The following is a 21,880-nucleotide window of genomic DNA, read 5'->3' as shown; positions in this document are numbered from 1 at the left end:
GCCAACTGATGTATCTGCTCATCGCTCATCCTATCCATCTTGGCCATTACTTCTTCTTTGCTAAGCCCATGGCTCTTAAGCCTCTCCGCCACTATCTTATTCTCCAGCATCCGCCGGACCTTCTCCTCATCCATCCCCCTGGACACAGCCTTACCACCTGACAGAATCATCCGTGAGCTGACCATTGCCCCTTCTACGCTCTTGGAAATGAGAGAAACCGGGGTGAAGCTGGCCAAAACGATAACTATTATCGATAATCTATAAAGTCTATTTCTCACTAGCTTCATGATTTATCCTCCTTTAGTAGAATTTTAAGAGGTACATAAAAACCTTTTTATTTCTCTTCTTTCTATGAACCTCTAAAAGACCTGGTCCCGAAGATAACAAAACTTGGTTCCATAACTCGAATTTGACAGTATTCATTTTTTTCTTTGCCGTGTTTTGTTTCCTGATATTCTCCGATTCTCTTTGCGCTCTCTGGATAACTTTTTAACTTCTTCTATGACCTCATCATAACAATGCACGCAAATGCTGTGAGATATGGATGTATCGTCCAAAGGTTCCTTTTCCCCCATGAATCTTTCGCACCAAGAGCACATAAGTAACATTATTGTTTTTCATCCCCTTTCCGGATGAGACAGATTTAACCTACTAAAAGCTATTAAGACCGCCGCGGCTTGAGGAGGAATAACCGCGGCGGCATCGAGGATACAGAGAGACCGGTAATAAAAAAGCAGGTTAATTTGTTTCCAATCTTTACATTACAGTTATTTTCATGGACTACCTGACCTGTCCTTGAGTATATTAGACCCCCTATTCTTTACTCAAGATTCATTGCTATTTGATTTGTTTATTCTCAGTCGCCTTGCTTTAGTTTTTATCAAATCCATAGTTGGTAATCAACCAGGTAATCCTTGTATTTTATCTGCGGGGACTTGGTATTTTCCATCCCATGCCCCGATTCCGGGAAATTACGGAGAAAAAGGTGAAATACGTATTCTAAATGCGGTCACTACGGATTTACTTCTCTTCAGACTTGTGGTGTATTAAAATGAATTGGGCTGAAGTTTATTTCAATAAGTATGTTGGAGACTTTATAAGATGGGAAAGCAATCGGAAGGGAATAAGTATGATATTCTGAGACAGGCTAAAGAGCTATCCGGGCCTGAAAACTCGGATGAGTTTTCCACTGTCGATGTTCCTAGACTAATACACGACCTGCGGATGCACCAAGCCGAGCTGGAGATGCAGAATGAAGAGCTTCGCCGCGTACAAATGGACCTCGAAGAATCGAGGAATAAATACGCTGACCTGTATGAGTTTGCCCCGGTCGGATATTTCACATTGGATAAAAGGACTCTGATTCTCGGAGTAAACCTCGCTGGTGCCGCATTATTGGGAGTAGAAAGAAGCTATCTAGCCAATAAACGGTTTTCTCATTACATTGCTAAAGAAAACCAAGATGCATTTTATTCTTATCGAAAACGTCTTGTTGAGACTAAATCTCCGCAGAGCTGCGAGCTAAAGATGCTAAAAAATGACAGAACGTTGTTTCATGCGGAATTGAAAGGTGTAGCCGTGTTTGATGCCTCGGATAAGCTAAGCCAGTACAGATTAGCCGTACTCGACATTACACAAAGAAAAAGGGGAGAGATAATACTCCAGGAAAATCTTGCCCGGTTATCCAAGAGAAAGCGTTACGAGTCGATCATTAGCTCCATTACTCAGAGCGTTCACCGGTCACTAGACCTGAAAGAAGTCATGGAGAATGCAGTCAAGGCACTCAGTGAGAACATCGAAGATACCGATTTTGTCTCTATTTATATGGTGGAAGGAGAAGAAGCTGTACTGATGGCGCATAAAGGGTATCCCGACCATTATTTGAAACGAGCGGGAAGAATACCTTACCAGAGAGGAACCACCTGGAAAACCATAATAGAAGGAAGGTCCAGGTATGTACCGGATGTAGACCAGGATACTGCCATAGGCCCGGCCGGGAGGGATATCGGAACAAAAAGCTATTTATCCACTCCGATTTACTCCGAAGGGAGGGCGATAGGGGCCCTCAATATAAACTCCCTCAACAAAGATGCCTTTGACGAAGAAGAGCTAGAACTGCTGGAGATAGTGGCAAGACAAATAGAGATAGCGATAAATAACGCACGCCAGGCGGAATCGCTTCGAGTAAGTAGGGAGAATTACCGACGTCTCTTTGAGAATATTCCGGTAGGGATTTATCGCACCACGCCGGATGGACGAATCCTCATGGCTAACCCGGCACTAGTGCAAATGCTAGGGTATTCCTCTTTTGATGAATTGGCCTCCCAAAACCTGGAGGATGAAAAAGCTATTATCCGGTATTCCCGGAGTCGATTTAAGGAAAACCTCGAAGCAAAGGGCGAAGTCCGGGGTTTAGAATCCGTATGGACAAGAAAAGATGGGACCACAATGCACGTTCGCGAGAACGCAAGGGCAATCAGGGCGGAAGATGGAACGGTTCTCTATTATGAAGGGACGGTGGAAGACATAACCGAGCAAAAGAAAGCGGAGGAACTACTCAACGAAAAACTAATCCAATTAGACAAGAAAAATCGTTACGAAACTATCATTAGTTCCATAACTCGTAGTGTCCATAGCTCAATTAATCTTCAGGAGGTCATGGAAAACGCCGTTGATGCCATGTTTAAAAATATAGATGATGTGGACAACATTTTTATTTCCCTGGTTGAAGGCAAAGAAGCAGTACTGAAGGCTTATAGGGGTTATCCCACCTGGTTCATCGAGCAGGTCAGAAAAATTCCATACTCGGAAGGAGCCACCTGGAATACAATCATAGAAGAAAAGTCAAGATATATTGAGGATGTAGATTTAGCTACGGTTGAAGACCCTCCTTTAAGAGAAGTACAAGCCAAGAGCTATCTATCAATGCCTATTTGCTTGAACAGCGAAACGATTGGCGTGATAAACATCGATTCTTTCAAGAAGAATGCCTTTGACCAGGAAGAATTGAAGCTGCTGGAGATCGTGGCAAGACAGATCGAAATAGCCATTAACAACGCCAAGCAGGCGGAAGCGCTAAAAAAATCCAAAGAGGAACTGGAACTAAGGGTAACGGAGCGTACGAAGGAGCTGGCCCAGTTGAACGAAAACCTGAAGAAGGAAATTGCCTGGCATAAATGGGCAGAGGATATGCTTAGTGCCAGCGAAGAGCGTTATCGGGCTTTGTATGATGAAAACCCATCCATGTACTTCACCATCAATGAGGAGTTAAAGATCCTTTCCGTCAACAAATTCGGAGCGGAACGCCTAGGGTTCTCCACCCATGAATTAATAGGGCAATCTATGCTTAACATAATCCATGAAGCCGACAAAAAGGAAGTATTGGATAGAATCAGATATTGCTTTGAAAATCATGGGGAGCTGGTTCAGTGGGAATTTCGCAAAATCAAGAAAGATCAGAGCATGATATGGATGCGAGAGTCCGCCCGCGCCGTACAGAACTTGGACGGCAGTACCGTTGCCCAGATTGTCTCCGAAGACATATCCGACCGAAAGCGTATGGAAGATGCCCTGCGTAGGCATTCCGAGATTCTGGACCTGGCCAATGATACTATCCTCATCCGTGACATCAACGATACAATCATCTACTGGAACCAGGGCGCCGAATGGCTGTACGGATGGACAAAAGAAGAGGCGGTGGGAAGAAATATCCACGAGCTTCTGCGAACGGAATTCCCAAAGCCGTTAGAGAAAATAAGAGAAACATTAGAGCGTGACGAGTATTGGGAGGGAGAACTCATACACACAAAACGTGACCGCACGACAGTCATTGTTGCCAGCCGCTGGACCCTCCAGCCAGCTACGGAAGAAAACCCTTCGGTAATCCTGGAAATCAACAACGACATCAGCGAACGCAAGCATGCAGAGGAGAAACTGCGCCGTCAGAAGGAACTGTACGAAGCAATACTGAAAGCCCAGAGCGATGTGGGAGAATGCTTCTTTATTATCGAAGATGACCGCATCATCTATGCAAATGAGGCCTGCGACCAAATCACTGGCTATTGCCCTGGAGAGCTAACATCCCTGCACTCCTTTTTTAACATTATTGCACCCGAACAGCGGTCTCAAGTCCGTAAACAATTAGAGAAGATATCTTTAGGCCAAAAATTGAAAGGACGATACGAAATTTCTATTTTGAATAAAAATCAAGAGAGACTTGTTTTGGAAATATCAGTGCACCCGCTTCGGGTAGGTGACCGCACTCACTTAATTGTTGTGGGACGCGATATTACAGAACGCAAGCGAGCGGAAGAGGCACTCAGGGAAAGCGAGGAACGTTTTAGTTCATTCATGCGTCATTTTCCGGGAGCGGCATGGATAAAGGATATCGAGGGACGTTATGTTTACGCCAATGAAGTCGCTCAAAAGATTTTCAATAAACCATTAGGCCACCTACTAGGCAAGAACGACGATGAAGTTTTCGATATGGATACGGCCAGCCAATTCAAAAAAAACGACCTAATTGTTATTAGCAGGAAAGAGAGCCTGCAGACAATCGAGACGCTCCCCCAAGAAGATGGTATCCATTATTCGATCGTTAACAAATTCCCCATCTTTGACCAGAATGGCCAGACAAATCTAGTCGGAGGAATTGCCATAGACATAACCGAACGCAGGCAAGCTGAGGAGGCGCTAAGGGAAAGCGAGGAGCGTTTCCGCATATTGGCCAACAGTGCCCCCGTGCTGATCTGGGTCAACGGACCGGAGGGCTGCCAGTTCGTCAATCGCGAGTACGTCAATTTCTTTGGCTGTCATGAAGAGGAATTGCTGGGATTTGGTTGGACCAGGTTTGTCCATCCCGAGGATTATGAAAGTTATGTCGAGGTGTACAAGGTTACAGCAGAGAGAAAGGAGCCGTTTACCGCTGAAGTTCGCGTTCGCCATGCCGATGGACAGTGGCGCTGGTTGCTTTCGCGCGGTCTTCCGCGCTTTACTCCGTCTGGCCAATATGTCGGTTATGTCGGGTGCAGTATAGACATAACAGAGCATAAGCAGGCTGAGGAGATGCTGCATCGTAATATAGCTTTTTTAGAATTGCTACAGAAAATAGCTGCTGCCGCTAATGAAGCTCCCACAGTAGAAGAGGCAATGCAGCTCGCCCTCGACTTAGTTTGCGACCACACCGGATGGTCAGTTGGACACGTTTATTACGCTACATCAAAGGGAGTACTTGTCCCCACAAGGATATGGCATCTGGAAAATGCAGAGCGCTTTAAAACATTCAAGGAGGTCACCGAGGCCACCCGAATTACTTCAGGAAGAGGACTGCTTGGCAGAGTTTTCGCCAGTGGAAAGCCTGCATGGGTTACCGATGTGACAGCAGACCCAAATTTCATCAGAGCTAATCCGGCTAAGGACATCGGAGTTAAAGCCGGGTTCGCTTTCCCTGTTTTAATAGGACAAGTAACGGTAGCCGCTCTTGAGTTCTTCTCCGATCATGCTTTGGAACCCGATCAATCACTCCTCGAAGTGATGGCTTATATCGGCACCCAGCTTGGGCGGGTGGTCGAGCGCAAGCGTGCTGAAGAAAAATTTTACCTAGCAGTTGAGTCAGCCCCTAACGCTATGGTGATAATTAATCAGGAGGGTAAAATCGTCCTTATCAATTCCCAGACAGAAAAGTTATTCGGTTACTCCCGAGAAGAATTGATCGGACAGATGGTCGAAATTCTGTTACCCGAACGCTTTCGAAACAAACACTTCAAATACCGTGCCGCCTTTCTCTCCGAGCCTCAGGCTAGGGCAATGGGGAAAGGTCGAGATCTTTACGGTCTGCGCAAGGATGGCAGTGAGTTTCCAGTGGAGATAGGACTCAATCCCATCGAAACAAGTGAGGGAATTATGGTTTTGAGCGCAATACTGGACATCACCGAGCGTAAGCGGACGGAGGAAGAACTCAAAGCATCTCTTAAAGAGAAGGAGATACTCCTTAAAGAAATTCATCACCGGGTCAAAAATAATCTGCAGATTGTCCACAGCTTGCTGAGCATGCAGTCGAGGCGCATTACGGATGAAGAGATTCGTGAGGAGTTGAACGATAGCCGGAGCCGCGTCAAAGCCATGTCACTCATCCACGAGAGATTGTATAAATCTGGCAACATATCGGTTGTTGATTTTTCGAAATACGTCAAAAATCTATCGAATAACCTGGTTCGTTCTTATGAAACAAGTTCGAAAATAAGACTGAAAATAAGTACAAACGAGGTGCTATTGCCTATTGATAAGGCTGTTCCTTGCGGTCTAATCTTGAATGAGCTTATCTCAAATTCATTAAAACATGCATTTCCAGTGGGGAAAGAAGGAGAAATTAGAATCTCTGTATATTCAGATAATGCTCCGGACAAACCCTCTGATTCCTGTACTTATACTCTAATCGTCAGTAATAATGGTGTTAAGTTTCCCCAAAATTTAGATTTCAGAAGTGCAAAATCATTAGGGTTACAATTAGTATGCTCATTGACGAAACAGTTGAAGGGAACGATCACACTCGACAGGAGTTCTGGGACAGAATTTAAAATTACATTTCCGGCTTAAGGTAAAAAAGAGTCATTTTTTAGAGTTTAAATTTACTATAAAAGGATACCGAGGCCATGGCAAAAAAGAAAATTCTGATTGTCGAAGACGAAGAGATAGTAGCAATGGACATACAAGACATGCTGACAGATTTGGGATATGAAGCTGTCGGAATAGCCAACTCTAAAGAAGACGCTATAGAAGAAATAGAAAAAACCAATCCCGACTTAGTGCTCATGGATATTATGTTAGGGGGAAAGGATAGCGGAATAGAAACGGCCGAAGAAATCCGAACCCGTTTTAAGATCCCGGTGATATACCTTACGGCCTATGCCGATGACGATACACTGGAGCGAGCAAAGACAACCGCACCCTATGGCTATATCGTTAAACCGTTTCAAGAAAAAGACCTGAGCACCATGATTATTATGGGTCTTTATAAGCATGAGATGCTCATGAAGATAAGAGAAGAGACCGAAAACGCACTGGCGGCGATCATGGGCAGCGTCGAGCTTATGCTCGAGGATGCTCCTAAAAAATATGACCGGGAAACCATCACCAAGATTGATATCATACAAAGAGCAGTACACAAGATCAAACAGTCTATCGAAAAGATCTGAGAAGGTTGGTACATGAAAGAATCTATTTTCCTGAGACTAGGCTCTTTAAAAGAGCATGACCGTCTATGCCACTTATACCCCAACAATACGGAAAGGATGGACATAGGCTCTAAATTCATCATCCATGGATTTAGAAATAAAGAAAGATGCATTTATATTTCAGACAGAGTTATTCCAAATGAATTTATATACCGCTTAGAGGCCGCCGGAATAGATATTAATAAGGCCCGGAAGCAAGGCATCTTCAAAGAACTCACGATCTTCAAAAAACAAGCTGATAGCATGAAGGAGCCGCAGTCATTCATAGACCAGTTGAGCCCTGTGCTAGAAGAAATGTCAAAAAACAGCAACATGACTATAAGGGTACTAAAGAATAAAGAAAGTTTATTTCACACTCATGAAAATCTACTCAGACGAGAAGCTTTACTGGATAAACTTTCCTCGGAAATGCCTATAATATTCATGTGTCAGTACGATATAAAAAAAATCGCCGGCCAGGATTTGATGAATCTTCTCAGCACCCATCGCCTGGTAGTCTTCGAGAACACCTTATTCGACAGTCCCTTCTACACATTACCCGACCAGATACTGGCCCGGCTAAGCCAGGCATCCAGTAAGATGGAGGTTCTCACCGACAAGGAAAAGGAGATATTAAGATACATCGTCAATGGATACAGTAATAACGACATCGCCGAAGAGATTTCTATAAGCGTAAGAACGGTGGAGACTCACAGGGCAAATATCATGAGAAAACTGGAGATTAACAAATTAGTGGACCTGGTAAAGTTTGCCATACAAAACGGCATTAGCTGAGTTCTGATACCAATTTCCCCGAGAAACACAAATTAAAGTACTCACAATTAGACATATCTATTCTAGGTCGGTCAGATAGACTCGTTAGCTACCTGCCGATAATAATTCTTTGCTTATACAGCAAATACCCAGTTAGTGTAGATAAAATACGTAGAACTCCTGATTGAACCGTAACCGTAAGATTTGGTATTAATACATACACAGTATCTCTGAGGACTTATATGATCTAATTTGCAGGTCGATAATTACTTGAGTCAAGAGTGGTGAATATAGTGAGTGCAACTGTTTTGATAATAGACAATGACGAACATTTATCCAAACAATTAGAGCCAGTTTTACTTCAAGAAGGATACAGAGTTATTTTTAGTTCGACAGGAAAAGACGGTATCGAATACGCTAGGAAAGAAAATCCGGATGTTGTTCTTCTTTGTTTAAAGTTAGCGGATTTGAATGGTCTTGAGGTTTTTAAGAGCATAGATAACCTTGAGCCTAAGCCCACCACAATTATTATGACTGACCAGGGAGACATCCAGGAAGCTGTATCGGCTATCAAAATGGGCGTTTATGATTTTATGGAAAAACCAATCTCCATTGATAAATTAAAAGTGACTATAATGAATGCACTCAGCAGCGCGTTGACCGCTGCAGCCGAAAAAGAGCAAGAAAAATACGGATTCAATTCCCTTATCGGAAGGAGCAAGGCTATCCAGGATGTTATTTGCCTATTTCACAATTTAGTTTCGACTGATTGTAAAACAATTCTTATTACCGGAGAGAGCGGAACCGGGAAAGGGCTGGCGGCGAGGCTCCTCCACTTTAATGGTGCAAGAGCCGAAAAACCATTCATAGAGTTAAACTGTGCGGCGATTCCCGAAACACTCCTTGAAAGCGAACTTTTCGGCTACGAGGCTGGGGCTTTTACAGATGCAAAAAAGACGAAAAAAGGCATTCTTGAGCTGGCAGATAAAGGAACGATTTTCATGGATGAGATTGGAGATATGAGCCTTACACTCCAGGCAAAGCTGGTAAAAGTAATCGAGGAAAGGAGGTTCAGAAGGATAGGAGGAACCAGTGAAATCAGTGTGGATGCAAGGGTCATCGCTGCGACTAATAGGGACCTCAAGGAGCTTATTCGTGAGAACCTTTTCCGTTCGGATTTGTATCATCGTCTTAACGTAATAAGCTTTGAGATGCCATCACTGCTAAAGAGAAAAGAGGATATACCACTTCTTACCGATTACTTTACGGAAATTTTCAGACAAGAGCTTCATAAAAATACAATTTTTATACCGGAAGAGGTCAGAGAGCTTTTTTTGCGGTATCACTGGCCCGGAAACGTTCGTGAGCTCAGAAGCATGATTGAAAGGGCCATGATTCTGAGCGAGAATGGAATATTAAATCCTAAATATATAAAACTCGAAGAATGGAAAGGCAGTAATGTAAAAGTTGAGAAATCCGGGAACAAAATTATTCTGGAGATACCACTAGAGGACGCCTCTCTTCAAAGAATAGAGGAGAAGATTATAAGAAAAGCACTGGACTTGAATAAATGGAACCAAACAAAGACAGCCGCTATGCTAAAAATGAGAAGGGAGGCTTTAATACACAGAATGAAAAAAATGGGACTCCACTATTAACTAATTTGCCTTTAATTAAAAATCCATACGTAAAATATCTTGGCGAAATTGGAGGTGAGGTGATTAGAAATGAAAACATTCTTTTTAGAATACATTGTCCATAATGAATCATTCGAGCCACCCAAACCTCCCGTACCTCCTGGGCCTCCTTTGCCACCCGAACCTCCTATCGAACCACCACCGCCTGAGCCACCCATACCCCCTACACCGCCTCCACCTGGACCTCCTCCACCTAAACCCCCTATAATCACTAAAATTGCATCTAGTTAAAGTTTATGAAAAGCAACGACCAGGATGATAAAACTCATGATTCTTATATCGGTCGGCGAGCAGCTCCATACCCCGCCTCCTAATTCCACTAAAAGATTATGCGAATTTCGTATTCGGGAAATGTGCTGCACACACCATGAGCTGGTATCTGCTTTGGATATTCAGTTTTTTAAATATATTAGTTAGGTTAGATTTGACTGTTCTTTCTGTTATAGAGAGTCTTCTTCCTATCCTTTTATTGCTAAACCCAATTTTGATTAAATCTACTATTTCAGTTTCTCTATTCGTTAGTTTTATGTAACCTGAACTTTGGTCTTTCTTTGCTTGAAATCCATTGCTTAAACCATGTCTTCTCATGGTCTCTATTAACCCGACTGAGTTTATTTCTTTGGATATGTATATAATGTGTGGGAAAGCAGGTTTATTCCTGTGGTATATATCAAATAAAATAACTTTGGTGAAGCAATTTTTGCCATTCAGTAGATTCAGAGGATAGTGGACATTGAGCTCCGGTGTTCTATTATCAATGAAGAGAAACTCCGGCTTTACATCTTTAATACATTTCTTAACCTCTGCTGGATTTAAGGCTTCGGCCATTACCTTTATATCATCTTCATCCTCCAGAATTTTTTTGATTCCATCCAGGAAAAACTTAGAGTTTGATAATAACACCAATTGTGTAAGTTTATTCACGTTCCTCATGATACATCCTCCTTTTATTTGAGCTGAGTGCTAAACCAGATGCTTTTTAATTGTAAGTGATTTCCAGATTTCTATTTTAGACAGACTTTTATCCAATGCACCCCGGCCAGGAGATCATAGTTGAGCATTACTATACTTATTTCCTCCTTTTTCTTCCGTTCACAATCTTCTCTGCTTCAAGCCAATCGTCCAGGTCTTTGCCGTGTTCCTTTCCTCTTTCTTCGTACAACTCGTAAGCCTTCTTTGCAATCATTCCGCGAAGCGTCTCTTCGTCTACTTTTTTTAAATTTCTCAATCCCTTATGTGTCTCTTTTGCCATTATAATCACCTCCTCAGAGTTTAAATACCGAGATACACAAATCTTCAAGAACCTTTGTTACATTTCCTCAAATTCCTCTTCATCATCCCTGTGCTTTAATTCAGCATTTGGAATTGTTAAAGTGTCTTCCACTTCATTCTCGACGTATCTTGCCAGTCTCCTCATTACCATGTCATGAAGCGCTTCTTTATTTTTTTTGGTTCCTTTTTCAGGACCTTTTAATCTAAGCATCTCCGTCACTTTCACCACCTCCCCACAGATTTTGCTTATCTATACCTTTCCTCCTCTTTTTCTCCGGATTTACGAAGGATCGGAATGATCTCGCTGTTATCCGACATAGCCATATCCGTCAAAGTGGTCATACCGCTCCGATCTTCTACATTTATATCGGCACCGTCCTGGACTAATACAAGCTTGTCCTTAGAATCCAGACCCTCGTTGGACTGAATTAAGATTTCTACAAGTTCCATCTGCGCCGATCTTGCAGCATACATCAAAGCGGTCTTCCCACTTTCGTCCTTTGCGTTGACATCCGCACCAGCCTCCATCAGCAACTTAGCTAATCCGATATAACCTCGTTCGGCGGCATGCATCAATGGAGTTTTTCCGTTTTCATTCTTCACATCAGGCTGGAATCCGGCCTCTAGAAACAATCTTACCGCCTCGGTGTCTCCTCCTTTGACAGCTTCAAAAAAAGATGGTTCGTTAAATTCAATCCCCATCTTTTCTAAACCTTGCTTCGCTCCTTCCCGTTCATTAGCACAAAAGAGAAGCGGAAGAAAAAACAGGATTAAAACTAATACCCGGATATTTCTCATATTTTCTCCCCATCCAAGGCGGGCCGTTTCATCGGAGAAGCCCGCTGTTTTCTATTCAGAACCTACTCTATCAAAGTTGCCGATTCCGAATCAATTAGTAAGTCATTGTATTTTATATGTGGATAGTACCCATGTTTCTAATCTTGGTAAGAGATCCATTTAACAACCAAAGTCCTGCTCGGATATGCAGAGAAGAGAATAGATACGAAATAGCCGCCCAGAAATAGGCTGATTTTAGTAGTTTTTGCCGTAGTTCATCCGGTCTCTGGCAATACCAGGAGAGCCGCTCATCCCGACAACAGTTGTTATTATTTTTGCCGGTTTCTCGACTTCATCGGTCTCAGAACCCGCTCGGCGATTCCATTTCCCCTTATTTGGGGGGGTGCTCGCTCTTATTCTCATCGATCCTCAGTATGACCACCACCCTCCTTTTAGCTCCAATGATAAAAGAGCTATTATCAAGCTCATGTAGAATTTCTAAAAGAGTAGCAGTATCGCCTTCTATCACCGTCCCATTCTCCGTAAGCCGGCATTCAACACCTCTAATCCTGGATACATTCAAACAGTAATCCCCAAAATCACCTATCCTGGAAATACCCTCCCCGTCTTTGGGAAAGACAGTGATCTCGATTCTAGACATTTCAACATCTCCTTCTGATTATAGAATCTGAGGTATTTGGAATTTCCTACTAACAGAAGTCAGAAAGCACCGCTCGAAATGGAAAGAACTAAAATTGTTCTGAACACAAACGCACAAGCCTGTCACTAAAGCATAAAGCCATCAACGAATACTGCCTGAAATTACCATTCGCTCTATAACGTTTCTGAAGACCTTTATCCTTGCTTTTTATATTGACAAACGTAATTCAAGATAGCGGCATCAATGCTTCCCGGTTTTACCGGCTCTTCTTGGAGTTTTTCCCTGCTCTTTTTCTTGCTACCGTCAGCCCATTCGATAATTGTCTCCATATAACCGATTGTCTTGGCTTCGCAGTTAACGACGCTATGGCCGTAGGCTTTTTCTATGGGTTTTCCGTCCGCCGACTGTGCACCCTTAAAATCGTGATACATCCAAAATTTCCTTTTATTCCCTTCCACGGTAATGCTGTCTTCATCCACGTAGGCTTTTACACTGTCATCCTTTGCCGTTGCTACATTAACCCAGTTTTCTGCCCTGACACCGGAAGCCAAGATAAAAAATGTTATAAGCAATGTGCAAAATATAAAAAACTTTTTCACCATTATTCTCCTCCTTCCTTCTTGACCGGGGATTGTACGTCCTCGACCGGAGACTGAACTTTATAACCCTGATCCCTTAAGATGTACCCACCCGCACCGCCGGCTGCCGCTCCCACCAGGAATCCACAACCATAACTCATAACAAGTAGCAAACTTACTATAGAAGCTAAGATTATTTTTTTAATTCTCATTTTTTCTCCTCGGAACTTCCTTAATCTTGTCGTCCAAAACATATATATCAAAAAGCACACTGTCATTCAATCGGGTTATTATGGTATTTCATTTAGGGGAACTACGTATATCTTTTTGAATACTAAATTCTATAATAATCCCTATATAAAGGAGGGTTTTTACATGGGGAACGGCTCCCCTGTTATTAATTCCGATGAAAAAAAGTTCTCAGTCTGACATACCAAAGGTAAGCAAGCCTCCGCGGATGCCCATCGATATACAATCATTATTTCTTGCCGGGATTTTCTTACTTGCCTTTTTTTATACGCTATACTTCGCTCGAGTCATATTTTTACCCCTGGTCTTAGCTTTGCTATTAAGTTTTATGCTAACACCGTTAGTGCGCAGCTTGAAAAGATTAAAAGTACCGGAGGCGTTAGGAGCAGCTTTATTACTACTCCTACTATTAGGGGGCGTGTTTTATGGATTCTACAGTCTTTCTAAACCTGCTTCAGAATGGATAGCAAAGGCTCCTGAAACTCTAAAAGATATTGAATACAAACTCAGCAAGTGGAAAAAACCAGTCGAACAAGTTACCGAAGCAACAAAACAAGCCGAGAAACTGGCAAAAATAGATGATGATAATGAGACACAGAAAATAGAAGCTAAAAAAACTGCCTATAGCGATATACTGTTAAACCGGACCTGGGAATTCGTGGTCGAGACAGCCTTGATAATCATCCTTCTTTATTTCCTCCTTGCCTCTGGAGATTTATTCCTGTTAAAGTTAGTTAGGGTATTGCCCCGATTGAAAGACAAAAAGCGAGCCGTAGAAATTGCCCGCCAGACAGAACGAGACATATCTATCTATCTTTTAACCATTAGTATCATTAATGCCGGTCTAGGTATAACGATTGGGCTGGCCATGTTCCTATTGAAAATGCCCAACCCGATGCTTTGGGGTGTAATGGCAGGGCTTCTAAATTTCATTCCTTTACTTGGCGCGATAGTAGGTATCGCCACGGTTGGATTAGTTGCATTCTCGTCATTTGAAAACATAGGACACATAATTCTTGTACCTGCTGCATACTTTGTAATTCACGCATTTGAAAGCAATTTTATTACACCTATAGTTCTGGGGCACCGCCTCACACTTAATCCGGCGATAGTATTCTTTAGCTTGACTTTCTGGGCTTGGATATGGGGAATTCCCGGCGCACTGATCGCTGTTCCAATGATGGCCATCTTTAAAATAATCTGCGATCATATCGAACCGCTGGCACCAATTGGAGAGTTCTTAGGTAAATAGTAATTTTTGACTTTTCCTAAAAATGTTGGATATGAGATATGAGGTCTTTAAGTATTATATTCATTAATCTGGAAGATTTTCCCACTTGATTTGATTGACTCATCGACTAAATGGGCCTTTCTCAAAATACACAATTGCCGTAAAAAGAATACTAGGATCTCCTGATTGATTTTCATTCTCAAGCGGGTTAAAAAAAATTTTGAAGAGATACCAGAGCACGGCGTTCTAGAAAAAAATGTTCGAATGCGCCACGCAGGTAACGAAAACGAAATTTGACAGTAGTGCTTTTTACTATCGAGGAAGGAATGAAGTTAAGGAGGTGTAACGTGGAACGTAACGATATAGATATCCGCTTATTAGATTATTGGCTTACTTATGAAACAAATTCAAAAAGAGAAACGAAGGTCATCGACACTGCCCGAAGGTTGACAAAAGGTTACTCACAGCAGCGATTACATCATAAGACTTTATCAACATTAAACTCCGGGAGCAAGACGAAAATTCTGCCCCGGCGGATGCAGTGAGCAAATTACTAGGTCCATAATCTACCAATTAAAAATAGAAGACTCGTCTCCAAATCGATTCGCTGACGTTATAAGGTCATCAGATATTGGATAAAGTTTACTGACGAGAAACACTTCTCATCGAAATAGGCATACTTAATTTATCTCACGCAAAACTAAACATGAAATACTAAGTTGCCGTGTTTGAAATACCAAGATTATCCGATTGAATCCATATTTCATTCTAGAGAGAATTATAGTAAACAGATAGCCAAAATGATAACTGGTGAAAGGTAGTTAATGGCCCCAAAGCAAGGGGTTAGGAGGTTCACAAATGACCGTAACCGTAAGTCTCTTTACGATTGGCTCAGAGGCCGAACTCAAACTGTATTTATTCAAGAATGACCAGGAAAAATCCAAAAAACCAGTCGTTTATTGGGGAATCTATCTCAACAATGAGCAGATATCCTATACGTCTAGTAGACAACTGGCTGAAGAAACAAAATCATGGATGGAAAATTGGTTAAAAGACAAGTCTTAAGTTCTACTAAAAGCATAGATTCATGGTATAAACCCAAAAAGGAGAATAGAAGAATAGATATGATTGAAATAGGTTATGCCCTTTCCAGCGAGGAGCATGCTCCTAACGATTTGGTTAAATATTCCAGAAGAGCAGAAGAAGCAGGTTTTACTTTTGCTTTAATTTCCGATCATTATCATCCATGGATAGATCGCCAGGGTAATTCTCCGTTCGTTTGGAGCGTTATAGGCGGAATCGCCCAGGTTACGGAGCGCCTAAAGTTGGGTACGGGTGTAACCTGTCCTACAATGCGAATACATCCAGCTATTATTGCTCAAGCAGCAGCTACTGCGGCAGCGATGATGCCGGGGCGTTTTTTCCTCGGAGTAGGTACGGGGGAGAATCTTAACGAGCATATCTTGGGCGAACATTGGCCCTCCGCTGACATCAGATTGGATATGCTGGAGGAAGCAATCAAGATTATTCGTCTTCTTTGGGAGGGCGATACATTAACCTATCTGGGGAATTACTATACGGTCGAGAATGCCCGCATTTATACCCTTCCTGATAATGAGACTCCAATTATGATTGCGGCCAGTGGTCTCAAAGCCGCAGAGTTCGCTGGGAAAATTGGAGACGGATTTATAACCACTGCTCCAGATGCAGAACTTATCCAGCAATTTGAATCTAATGGTGGTATAGGAAAACCACGCTACGGTCAACTAACCGTCTGCTGGGCAAATACCGATGCGGAGGCGCGCCGGACCGCATACGAGTGGTGGCCAAATACCGCCATTAAAGGTGAGTTGTGGGTAGAATTGCCGACACCTGCTCATTTCGAACAGGCTGCCGGAATGGTCCGTGAGGAAGACGTGGCACAATCGGTTGTCTGTGGTCCCGACCCAAAAAAGCATATTTCCGAAATCGAGAAATTTATTGATGCGGGTTATGATCACATATACATACACCAGATTGGCCCCAATCAGGAAGGTTTCTTCCAGTTCTATGAACGGAATATCTTGACTGAGTTTCTTGGTTGAAGCCTATACATAATGCTCCGATGGGATTGCCGGAGCCATCGGGTTATAAATGATTAGCAGTCCTATTCCGGCGGTCATAGTGTTATGAGGAATCAGAGGCGCCAAGACAACATAGAAATCAATCAAGACCTTGATTTTCAGTCCCGCTATTGGATGATAGAAAGGATAAGTTGGATAATAATAGTAACAGTTCTATTAGCAGCGTCGTTAGGACTGTTTGGGTCGGGACCATTTAGCAGTGCTATGATGGGAGATAAAGAGGGACCAATGTGGCTTGAATACGACCGTTTTGAACGCCTTAAGACTCCAACCGTGCTCTCCGTTCACCTGGGACCAGGGGTTGCATCAAACGGAAGGGCACGGATTTGGCTGAGTCGCTACTACTTAGAGAGAGTCCAAATCGAGCAGGTAATACCACAACCGAAGAATATGGAGGTCGCTTCAGACCGGTTTATTTATGTTTTCAAAGTAGCAGAACGAGACAAATCTACGTTAGTTATATTCCGCCTGAAGCCCGAAAAACCTGGTGTGCTGTCGGCTCGCTTGGGATTAGTAGACGGACCATCCCTGAGCTTTGGTCAATTAATTTACCCATAGTGCGGTCATATCTTTTATTAGAGAGGAGGTTTTGAATGGATAGCATTTTACGCGCAGTTGCAGTTTATCTTTTCTTGTTATTAATCCTTCATTTTGCCGGAAGACGAACACTAGGACAAATGACCAGCTTCGATTTCGTCCTATTGTTGATTATCGGAGAAACAGTTCAGCAGGGGCTGCTGGGCGAAGACTCCTCAATTACACACTCTTTCTTACTCATAGTGACGTTAATCGGGCTTGATGTCGGCTTATCGCTATGGAAACGAGAATCGCCTCTAATGGGAAAATTGCTCGAAGGGGTACCGCTAATCGTTGTCGAAGACGGTCAACCGCTTAAAGACCGTATTTATAAAGCGAGAATAGACGAGCGCGATATATTGGCGGCGGCACGTAAACTGCGAGGATTACAACGTATGGAACAGATTAAGTACGCCGTACTAGAGAGTAATGGCAGCATCTCCATCATCCCTAAGCAGAAGAATGATGAGTTGTAATACGCCACGAAACCCGTGATATGAAACTAAAAACCAGAGCTACATACTCACCGCAGATAAAATACAATGAATTGGTGATTGATTGGAAATTATAGATTCGGTAAAAAAATAAACATAAAGTAAAAATTATAAAAGGGGGCCATGATGAAATTTAATACTTTACACGATTTATTCATTAGCGAATTGAAAGACCTATACAGTGCAGAAAAGCAGATTGTTAGAGCCTTACCAAAGATGGCTAAGGCTGCTTCCTCATCCGAGCTTCAGGACGCTTTTCAAGAGCATCTCCAACAGAGTAAGAACCATATAGACCGTCTTGACGAAATCTTTGACATGCTTCAGGTCTCTTCTAGAAACAAGAAGTGTAAGGGCATAGAAGGAATTATAGAGGAAGGCCAGGAGCTGATAAGCAAGGGGAAAACGAACAGCAACCCGGACGCATTGGACGCCGGTATAGTCGCTGCCGCTCAAAAAGTCGAACATTACGAAATCGCCGGCTATGGAACCGTTCGCACTTATGCCAGTATGCTTGGACACGATAAAGCGGCTAATTTACTTCAACAGACCTTAGACGAGGAAAAAGAGACCGATCAGAAACTGACTCTGCTTGCAGAGACCATGATCAATGTCGAGGCCGCCCAACCTCCAAATCGTTAAGAATCGCCTGATTCCGTAAGGTCAGGAGGTAAATTACCGTGCCTAGAAAGAAGCGACCGAGAAAAAAGCACTTACGCGGCGTTAGTGAAAAAGAACAACGTCAGTATGAGCATATCAAGCAAAAAGCCCAGAAGGAAGGACGCTACGGTAAGCGAGCAAAAGAAGTTGCCGCAAGAACAGTGCTGAAACAACACAAGAAAAAGGGCCATAAGAAAGGGCAGTAGCCATGAGACCGGTATGGACGGGTTCAATAAGCTTTGGGCTGGTGAATATTCCGGTCAAGATGTATCCGGCCACACGGTCGAATACTTTGGATTTGGATATGCTCGACAGCAAAGACCTATCTAAGATACGCTTCGTGCGCGTCAATGAGAAAACGGGCAGGGAAGTAAAATGGGAAGAGATTGTGAAAGGATATAAGCTCCCCAATGACGATTACGTGGTGCTCACAGATAAGGATTTCGAACAGGCCGCAGCAAAAAAAGACAAACTGATTGAAATTACCGAATTTACCGACCCCGGCGAGATTGACCCTATTTATTATGAAACACCCTACTATCTTGCTCCGGACAAAAACGGACAGCGGGCCTATGTGCTGCTCAAGGAGGCTTTGTTGAAAACGGGAAAAGTGGGAGTGGCTCTTTTTGTGATGCGAAGCAAGGAAACACTGGCCGTACTGAAGGCAAAAGAAGATGCGATTGTTTTAAACCGTATCCGCTTTGAGGAGGAAATCAGGAATACAAAAGAGCTTGAATTGCCCTCAAAATCAAAAGTTAAACCGGCTGAGCTGAAAATGGCTATCAACCTTATCGATGAACTTTCCGGTAAGTTTGACATTTCACAATATAAGGACACATACACCGGAGAATTAATGAAGCTGGTCAAATCGAGAGCAAAAGGAACTAAATACAGGCGTCCAAAGCTAAGGCTGGTTCATAGCAAATCCGATGATTTAATGGACCAGTTGAAAGCCAGTCTCAAGCAGAAGAAAGCGTCCTGATGCATGAGTTTACGGCTATATAATAAAAAGAGAAATTTCCAAGAAACCCCGGAGCCTTTCGGTAAAAAACGCCAGACTGTTCGTAGGCTGGCCTTTGTCATCCAACGCCACAAAGCTTCCCATTTGCATTACGATTTCCGTCTAGAAATGGCTGGTGTGTTGAAAAGCTGGGCAATACCTAAAGGGCCTTCACTAAATCCCAAAGACAAGCGCCTGGCCATGATGACCGAAGACCATCCTTATAATTACAAAGATTTCGAGGGCGTCATTCCTGAAGGAAATTACGGAGCAGGCATCGTGGAAATCTGGGACAGCGGTTTTTATTCCGATATCGATAATTCCGAAAAGACGGCCGCCGAAAAAAAGCTGAAAGCCGGGTTAAAATCGGGCAGTCTTAAATTCAGGCTCTATGGGAAGAAATTGAAAGGAGAATTTGCTTTGGTGAGACTCAAAGGAAAGGAAGATAACTCCTGGCTGTTGATTAAACCCGATGATGAATACGCCGTGCATGAAGAATACAACAGCGAAGATTATACTCCTAAAGACTCGCCGATTAATGAATGGCTGGCAAAAAATAGACCTGCCGAAAAAGTCGGAGCCAAGAGTGCATCTAACGGAAAGCAGAAAACAAAAGCACATTCATCCCCGGAAGGAAAAAAGCTGAGGAATCATATACCGCCTATGCTGGCCAAGGAAACCGAATCACCCTTTGATGACCAGGAATGGATATTTGAAATTAAATGGGATGGATATCGCGCTATTGCCGAGGTGGACAACAAAAATGTGCTCTTATATTCCAGGAGCGGCAACACTTTCAACGATTCCTACCCGGTTATAGTTGAAGCATTATCACGACTCAATATTCATGCGGTCCTGGACGGCGAAATAGTGGTGCTAGACGAAAACGGGCTTCCCAGCTTCCAGTTATTGCAGAATTATAACTATGAATACCCTCTTATCTATTATGTGTTCGACTTGTTATATGTTGAAGGCAAAAATATCTGCTCGCTTCCATTATTGGAAAGAAAAAGAACTCTAAAGCAGTTACTGAAAAAAAACGAATCGGTGAAATACTCGGACCACATCGAGAAGAGCGGCATTGATTTTTTTGATGCCGCGGGCAAGAAGGGTTTAGAAGGTATCATGGCAAAAAAGAAAGATTCTCTTTATTATTCCGGCGTGCGCACCGGCAACTGGTTAAAAATCAAGCATAATAAGGCACAAGAAGCTATAATTGCCGGGTTCACCAAACCGCGCGGCTCACGAAAATATTTTGGGGCGCTGGTACTAGGGGTCAAAGATGGTGACAGGCTCAAATACATCGGACATACGGGTTCAGGCTTCAACACACAGTCACTCAAGAAAATAAGCGAATTGCTCGAGCCTTTGATACAAGAAGAATCACCGTTTGATGAACCGGTCAAGACCAATATGCCTGCTACCTGGGTAAAACCCGTTTTGGTTTGCGAAGTAAAATATACCGAGATTACCCATGATGGAAGATTGCGGCATCCTATATTCATGCGACTGCGCGACGATAAGAATGCAAAAGAAGTTACCATGCCAGATATAAAAAGACTGAAAACAGCGGACGGCAAAACCCAAAAACAAAATCCATCGAAGAAGGAGAGCAAATCACCTGTCAAAGAGATCAGGTTGAGGAGAAAAAAGAATGCGAAAGAAATTTCTTTTGGAAAGATTAAGGTGAAAATTACCAACCGAAATAAAATATTCTGGCCGGAAGAAGGTCTTACCAAAGGCGATGTGATTGATTACTATCTGAGAATAGCTGATTATATCATGCCTTACCTGAGAGGCCGTCCGCAATCGCTGAAGCGAAATCCTAACGGAATAAAAGACGAAGGGTTTTTTCATAAAGATGCCGGCGACGAAGCGCCTGAATGGGTGGAGAGCATAAAGATTTTTTCAGCATCTGCTAATAAAGATATTGATTATATTCTGTGCAACGACAAAGCCACGCTCGCCTACCTCAATAATCTAGGCTGCATCGAAATCAACCCCTGGCATTCAACCATAAAGGCGCTTGATTATCCCGATTACCTGGTAATTGATATTGACCCCTCGGAAAAGAACACTTTCGAGCAAGTCATCGAGACAGCTAATATGATTAAGGAAATATTAGATAAAGCAGGGGCCGCCAGCTATTGCAAAACATCGGGTGCTACGGGTTTGCACGTTTATGTGCCTCTGGGCAAGAAATATACATACGAACAGGCTAAAGATTTCGCTTATCATGTTTGCAAGCTTACAGAGAAGCAGTTACCTGATTTTACCAGCCTTAAGCGAAATCTGAGAAAAAGAGGGAAAAAACACATCTACCTGGATTACCTCCAAAACCGCAGAGGACAAACCATTACTGCGCCTTACAGCCTAAGGCCGCGTCCGGGCGCGCCGGTGTCTATGCCTTCGAGGTGGAGAGAGGTGAAAAGCGGCTTGAAACCCTCCGATTTTAATATTCACAACGCGGTCGAGCGTATAAAAAATACAGGAGATATTTTTTCAAGAATTTTAGGAAAGGGCACTGACCTGGAAAAATGCCTGGAGCGTCTGAATAAGGCAGTTTTTTGACCGGTTACT

22 protein-coding genes are annotated in these 21,880 nt (G+C 42.9%); 13 read left to right on the top strand and 9 right to left on the bottom strand.

The genetic code is table 11. The features are described 5' to 3' along the window. Positions 1-287 (bottom strand): PA2779 family protein (locus VNN20_03215; protein ID HWP91195.1); only part of this gene is annotated, 287 nt, incomplete at its 3' end. Between the two features lie 814 nt (positions 288-1,101). Between VNN20_03215 and VNN20_03210 the strand changes: the two genes are divergently transcribed. From VNN20_03210 to VNN20_03195, 4 genes are all read left to right on the top strand, one after another. Further along, positions 1,102-6,594, top strand: coding sequence for a PAS domain S-box protein (locus VNN20_03210; GenBank protein HWP91194.1), 5,493 nt, complete (start codon positions 1,102-1,104; stop codon positions 6,592-6,594). Between the two features lie 56 nt (positions 6,595-6,650). Continuing rightward, entirely contained in the window at positions 6,651-7,193 is a 543-nt protein-coding gene (locus VNN20_03205; GenBank protein ID HWP91193.1) for a response regulator, read from the top strand. Positions 7,194-7,205: 12 nt separating this feature from the next. After that, entirely contained in the window at positions 7,206-8,006 is an 801-nt protein-coding gene (locus VNN20_03200; GenBank protein HWP91192.1) for a LuxR C-terminal-related transcriptional regulator, read from the top strand. A gap of 263 nt (positions 8,007-8,269) precedes the next feature. Further along, entirely contained in the window at positions 8,270-9,643 is a 1,374-nt protein-coding gene (locus VNN20_03195) for a sigma-54 dependent transcriptional regulator (protein HWP91191.1), read from the top strand. 366 nt (positions 9,644-10,009) lie between these two features. Here VNN20_03195 and VNN20_03190 read toward each other — a convergent pair whose 3' ends face one another. The 8 genes from VNN20_03190 to VNN20_03155 form a co-directional block, all read right to left on the bottom strand. Then, on the bottom strand, positions 10,010-10,615 hold the full coding sequence (locus VNN20_03190) for a response regulator transcription factor (GenBank protein HWP91190.1): 606 nt from the start codon (positions 10,613-10,615) through the stop codon (positions 10,010-10,012). 136 nt (positions 10,616-10,751) lie between these two features. Continuing rightward, positions 10,752-10,934 carry a DUF2934 domain-containing protein gene (locus tag VNN20_03185; GenBank protein HWP91189.1) on the bottom strand — a complete coding sequence of 61 codons (183 nt, stop codon included), beginning with the start codon at positions 10,932-10,934 and terminating at the stop codon, positions 10,752-10,754. 57 nt (positions 10,935-10,991) lie between these two features. After that, the gene (locus tag VNN20_03180) at positions 10,992-11,174 is read right to left on the bottom strand and encodes a hypothetical protein (protein HWP91188.1); all 183 of its coding nucleotides are present in this window, start codon (positions 11,172-11,174) and stop codon (positions 10,992-10,994) included. Between the two features lie 26 nt (positions 11,175-11,200). Further along, positions 11,201-11,752: an ankyrin repeat domain-containing protein gene (locus VNN20_03175; GenBank protein HWP91187.1), complete on the bottom strand. Its 552-nt coding sequence runs from the start codon at positions 11,750-11,752 to the stop codon at positions 11,201-11,203. A gap of 234 nt (positions 11,753-11,986) precedes the next feature. Continuing rightward, on the bottom strand, positions 11,987-12,154 hold the full coding sequence (locus tag VNN20_03170; protein ID HWP91186.1) for a hypothetical protein: 168 nt from the start codon (positions 12,152-12,154) through the stop codon (positions 11,987-11,989). Then, positions 12,123-12,392, bottom strand: a complete 270-nt coding sequence (locus VNN20_03165) for a thiamine-binding protein (GenBank protein HWP91185.1) — start codon at positions 12,390-12,392, stop codon at positions 12,123-12,125. The genes VNN20_03170 and VNN20_03165 overlap by 32 nt, the downstream gene beginning before the upstream one ends. Positions 12,393-12,586: 194 nt before the next feature. After that, entirely contained in the window at positions 12,587-12,994 is a 408-nt protein-coding gene (locus tag VNN20_03160) for a surface-adhesin E family protein (GenBank protein HWP91184.1), read from the bottom strand. Beyond that, on the bottom strand, positions 12,994-13,182 hold the full coding sequence (locus VNN20_03155) for a hypothetical protein (protein ID HWP91183.1): 189 nt from the start codon (positions 13,180-13,182) through the stop codon (positions 12,994-12,996). Before VNN20_03155 ends, VNN20_03160 begins: the two co-directional genes overlap by 1 nt. Positions 13,183-13,427: 245 nt before the next feature. Here VNN20_03155 and VNN20_03150 point away from each other — a divergent pair, with 245 nt between their 5' ends. From VNN20_03150 to ligD, 9 genes are all read left to right on the top strand, one after another. Then, positions 13,428-14,471 (top strand): AI-2E family transporter, encoded by a 1,044-nt coding sequence (locus VNN20_03150; protein HWP91182.1) that lies wholly within the window; start codon positions 13,428-13,430, stop codon positions 14,469-14,471. Positions 14,472-15,308: 837 nt separating this feature from the next. Then, entirely contained in the window at positions 15,309-15,515 is a 207-nt protein-coding gene (locus tag VNN20_03145) for a hypothetical protein (protein ID HWP91181.1), read from the top strand. 59 nt (positions 15,516-15,574) lie between these two features. After that, positions 15,575-16,534 carry a TIGR03557 family F420-dependent LLM class oxidoreductase gene (locus VNN20_03140; GenBank protein HWP91180.1) on the top strand — a complete coding sequence of 320 codons (960 nt, stop codon included), beginning with the start codon at positions 15,575-15,577 and terminating at the stop codon, positions 16,532-16,534. An 84-nt stretch (positions 16,535-16,618) separates the two neighbouring features. Continuing rightward, positions 16,619-17,131, top strand: coding sequence for a hypothetical protein (locus VNN20_03135; GenBank protein HWP91179.1), 513 nt, complete (start codon positions 16,619-16,621; stop codon positions 17,129-17,131). Between the two features lie 35 nt (positions 17,132-17,166). Further along, a complete protein-coding gene (locus VNN20_03130) occupies positions 17,167-17,625 on the top strand; it encodes a YetF domain-containing protein (GenBank protein ID HWP91178.1) in 459 nt (152 codons plus the stop codon). Positions 17,626-17,766: 141 nt separating this feature from the next. Then, positions 17,767-18,282: a ferritin-like domain-containing protein gene (locus tag VNN20_03125; GenBank protein HWP91177.1), complete on the top strand. Its 516-nt coding sequence runs from the start codon at positions 17,767-17,769 to the stop codon at positions 18,280-18,282. A gap of 38 nt (positions 18,283-18,320) precedes the next feature. Next, entirely contained in the window at positions 18,321-18,506 is a 186-nt protein-coding gene (locus VNN20_03120) for a hypothetical protein (protein ID HWP91176.1), read from the top strand. A gap of 2 nt (positions 18,507-18,508) precedes the next feature. Continuing rightward, entirely contained in the window at positions 18,509-19,282 is a 774-nt protein-coding gene (locus tag VNN20_03115; GenBank protein HWP91175.1) for a Ku protein, read from the top strand. A gap of 3 nt (positions 19,283-19,285) precedes the next feature. Further along, positions 19,286-21,871 carry a DNA ligase D gene (gene ligD, locus VNN20_03110; GenBank protein HWP91174.1) on the top strand — a complete coding sequence of 862 codons (2,586 nt, stop codon included), beginning with the start codon at positions 19,286-19,288 and terminating at the stop codon, positions 21,869-21,871. Positions 21,872-21,880: the final 9 nt, after the last annotated feature.

This window comes from Thermodesulfobacteriota bacterium, assembly GCA_035559815.1.
In the GTDB taxonomy this organism is placed as follows: domain Bacteria; phylum Desulfobacterota_D; class UBA1144; order Nemesobacterales; family CSP1-2; genus DATMAT01.
Note: the sequence above shows the minus strand (reverse complement) of the source record. Positions and strands in the feature narration are given on the sequence as shown.

Coding starts and splice junctions, on each gene's coding strand:
- VNN20_03210 (HWP91194.1), top strand. CDS start 1,102: ATGGGAAAGCAATCGGAAGGGAATAAGTATGATATTCTGAGACAGGCT.
- VNN20_03205 (HWP91193.1), top strand. CDS start 6,651: ATGGCAAAAAAGAAAATTCTGATTGTCGAAGACGAAGAGATAGTAGCA.
- VNN20_03200 (HWP91192.1), top strand. CDS start 7,206: ATGAAAGAATCTATTTTCCTGAGACTAGGCTCTTTAAAAGAGCATGAC.
- VNN20_03190 (HWP91190.1), bottom strand. CDS start 10,615: ATGAGGAACGTGAATAAACTTACACAATTGGTGTTATTATCAAACTCT.
- VNN20_03185 (HWP91189.1), bottom strand. CDS start 10,934: ATGGCAAAAGAGACACATAAGGGATTGAGAAATTTAAAAAAAGTAGAC.
- VNN20_03175 (HWP91187.1), bottom strand. CDS start 11,752: ATGAGAAATATCCGGGTATTAGTTTTAATCCTGTTTTTTCTTCCGCTT.
- VNN20_03170 (HWP91186.1), bottom strand. CDS start 12,154: ATGAGAATAAGAGCGAGCACCCCCCCAAATAAGGGGAAATGGAATCGC.
- VNN20_03165 (HWP91185.1), bottom strand. CDS start 12,392: ATGTCTAGAATCGAGATCACTGTCTTTCCCAAAGACGGGGAGGGTATT.
- VNN20_03160 (HWP91184.1), bottom strand. CDS start 12,994: ATGGTGAAAAAGTTTTTTATATTTTGCACATTGCTTATAACATTTTTT.
- VNN20_03155 (HWP91183.1), bottom strand. CDS start 13,182: ATGAGAATTAAAAAAATAATCTTAGCTTCTATAGTAAGTTTGCTACTT.
- VNN20_03150 (HWP91182.1), top strand. CDS start 13,428: ATGCCCATCGATATACAATCATTATTTCTTGCCGGGATTTTCTTACTT.
- VNN20_03145 (HWP91181.1), top strand. CDS start 15,309: ATGACCGTAACCGTAAGTCTCTTTACGATTGGCTCAGAGGCCGAACTC.
- VNN20_03140 (HWP91180.1), top strand. CDS start 15,575: ATGATTGAAATAGGTTATGCCCTTTCCAGCGAGGAGCATGCTCCTAAC.
- VNN20_03135 (HWP91179.1), top strand. CDS start 16,619: ATGAGGAATCAGAGGCGCCAAGACAACATAGAAATCAATCAAGACCTT.
- VNN20_03130 (HWP91178.1), top strand. CDS start 17,167: ATGGATAGCATTTTACGCGCAGTTGCAGTTTATCTTTTCTTGTTATTA.
- VNN20_03125 (HWP91177.1), top strand. CDS start 17,767: ATGATGAAATTTAATACTTTACACGATTTATTCATTAGCGAATTGAAA.
- VNN20_03115 (HWP91175.1), top strand. CDS start 18,509: ATGAGACCGGTATGGACGGGTTCAATAAGCTTTGGGCTGGTGAATATT.
- ligD (HWP91174.1), top strand. CDS start 19,286: ATGAGTTTACGGCTATATAATAAAAAGAGAAATTTCCAAGAAACCCCG.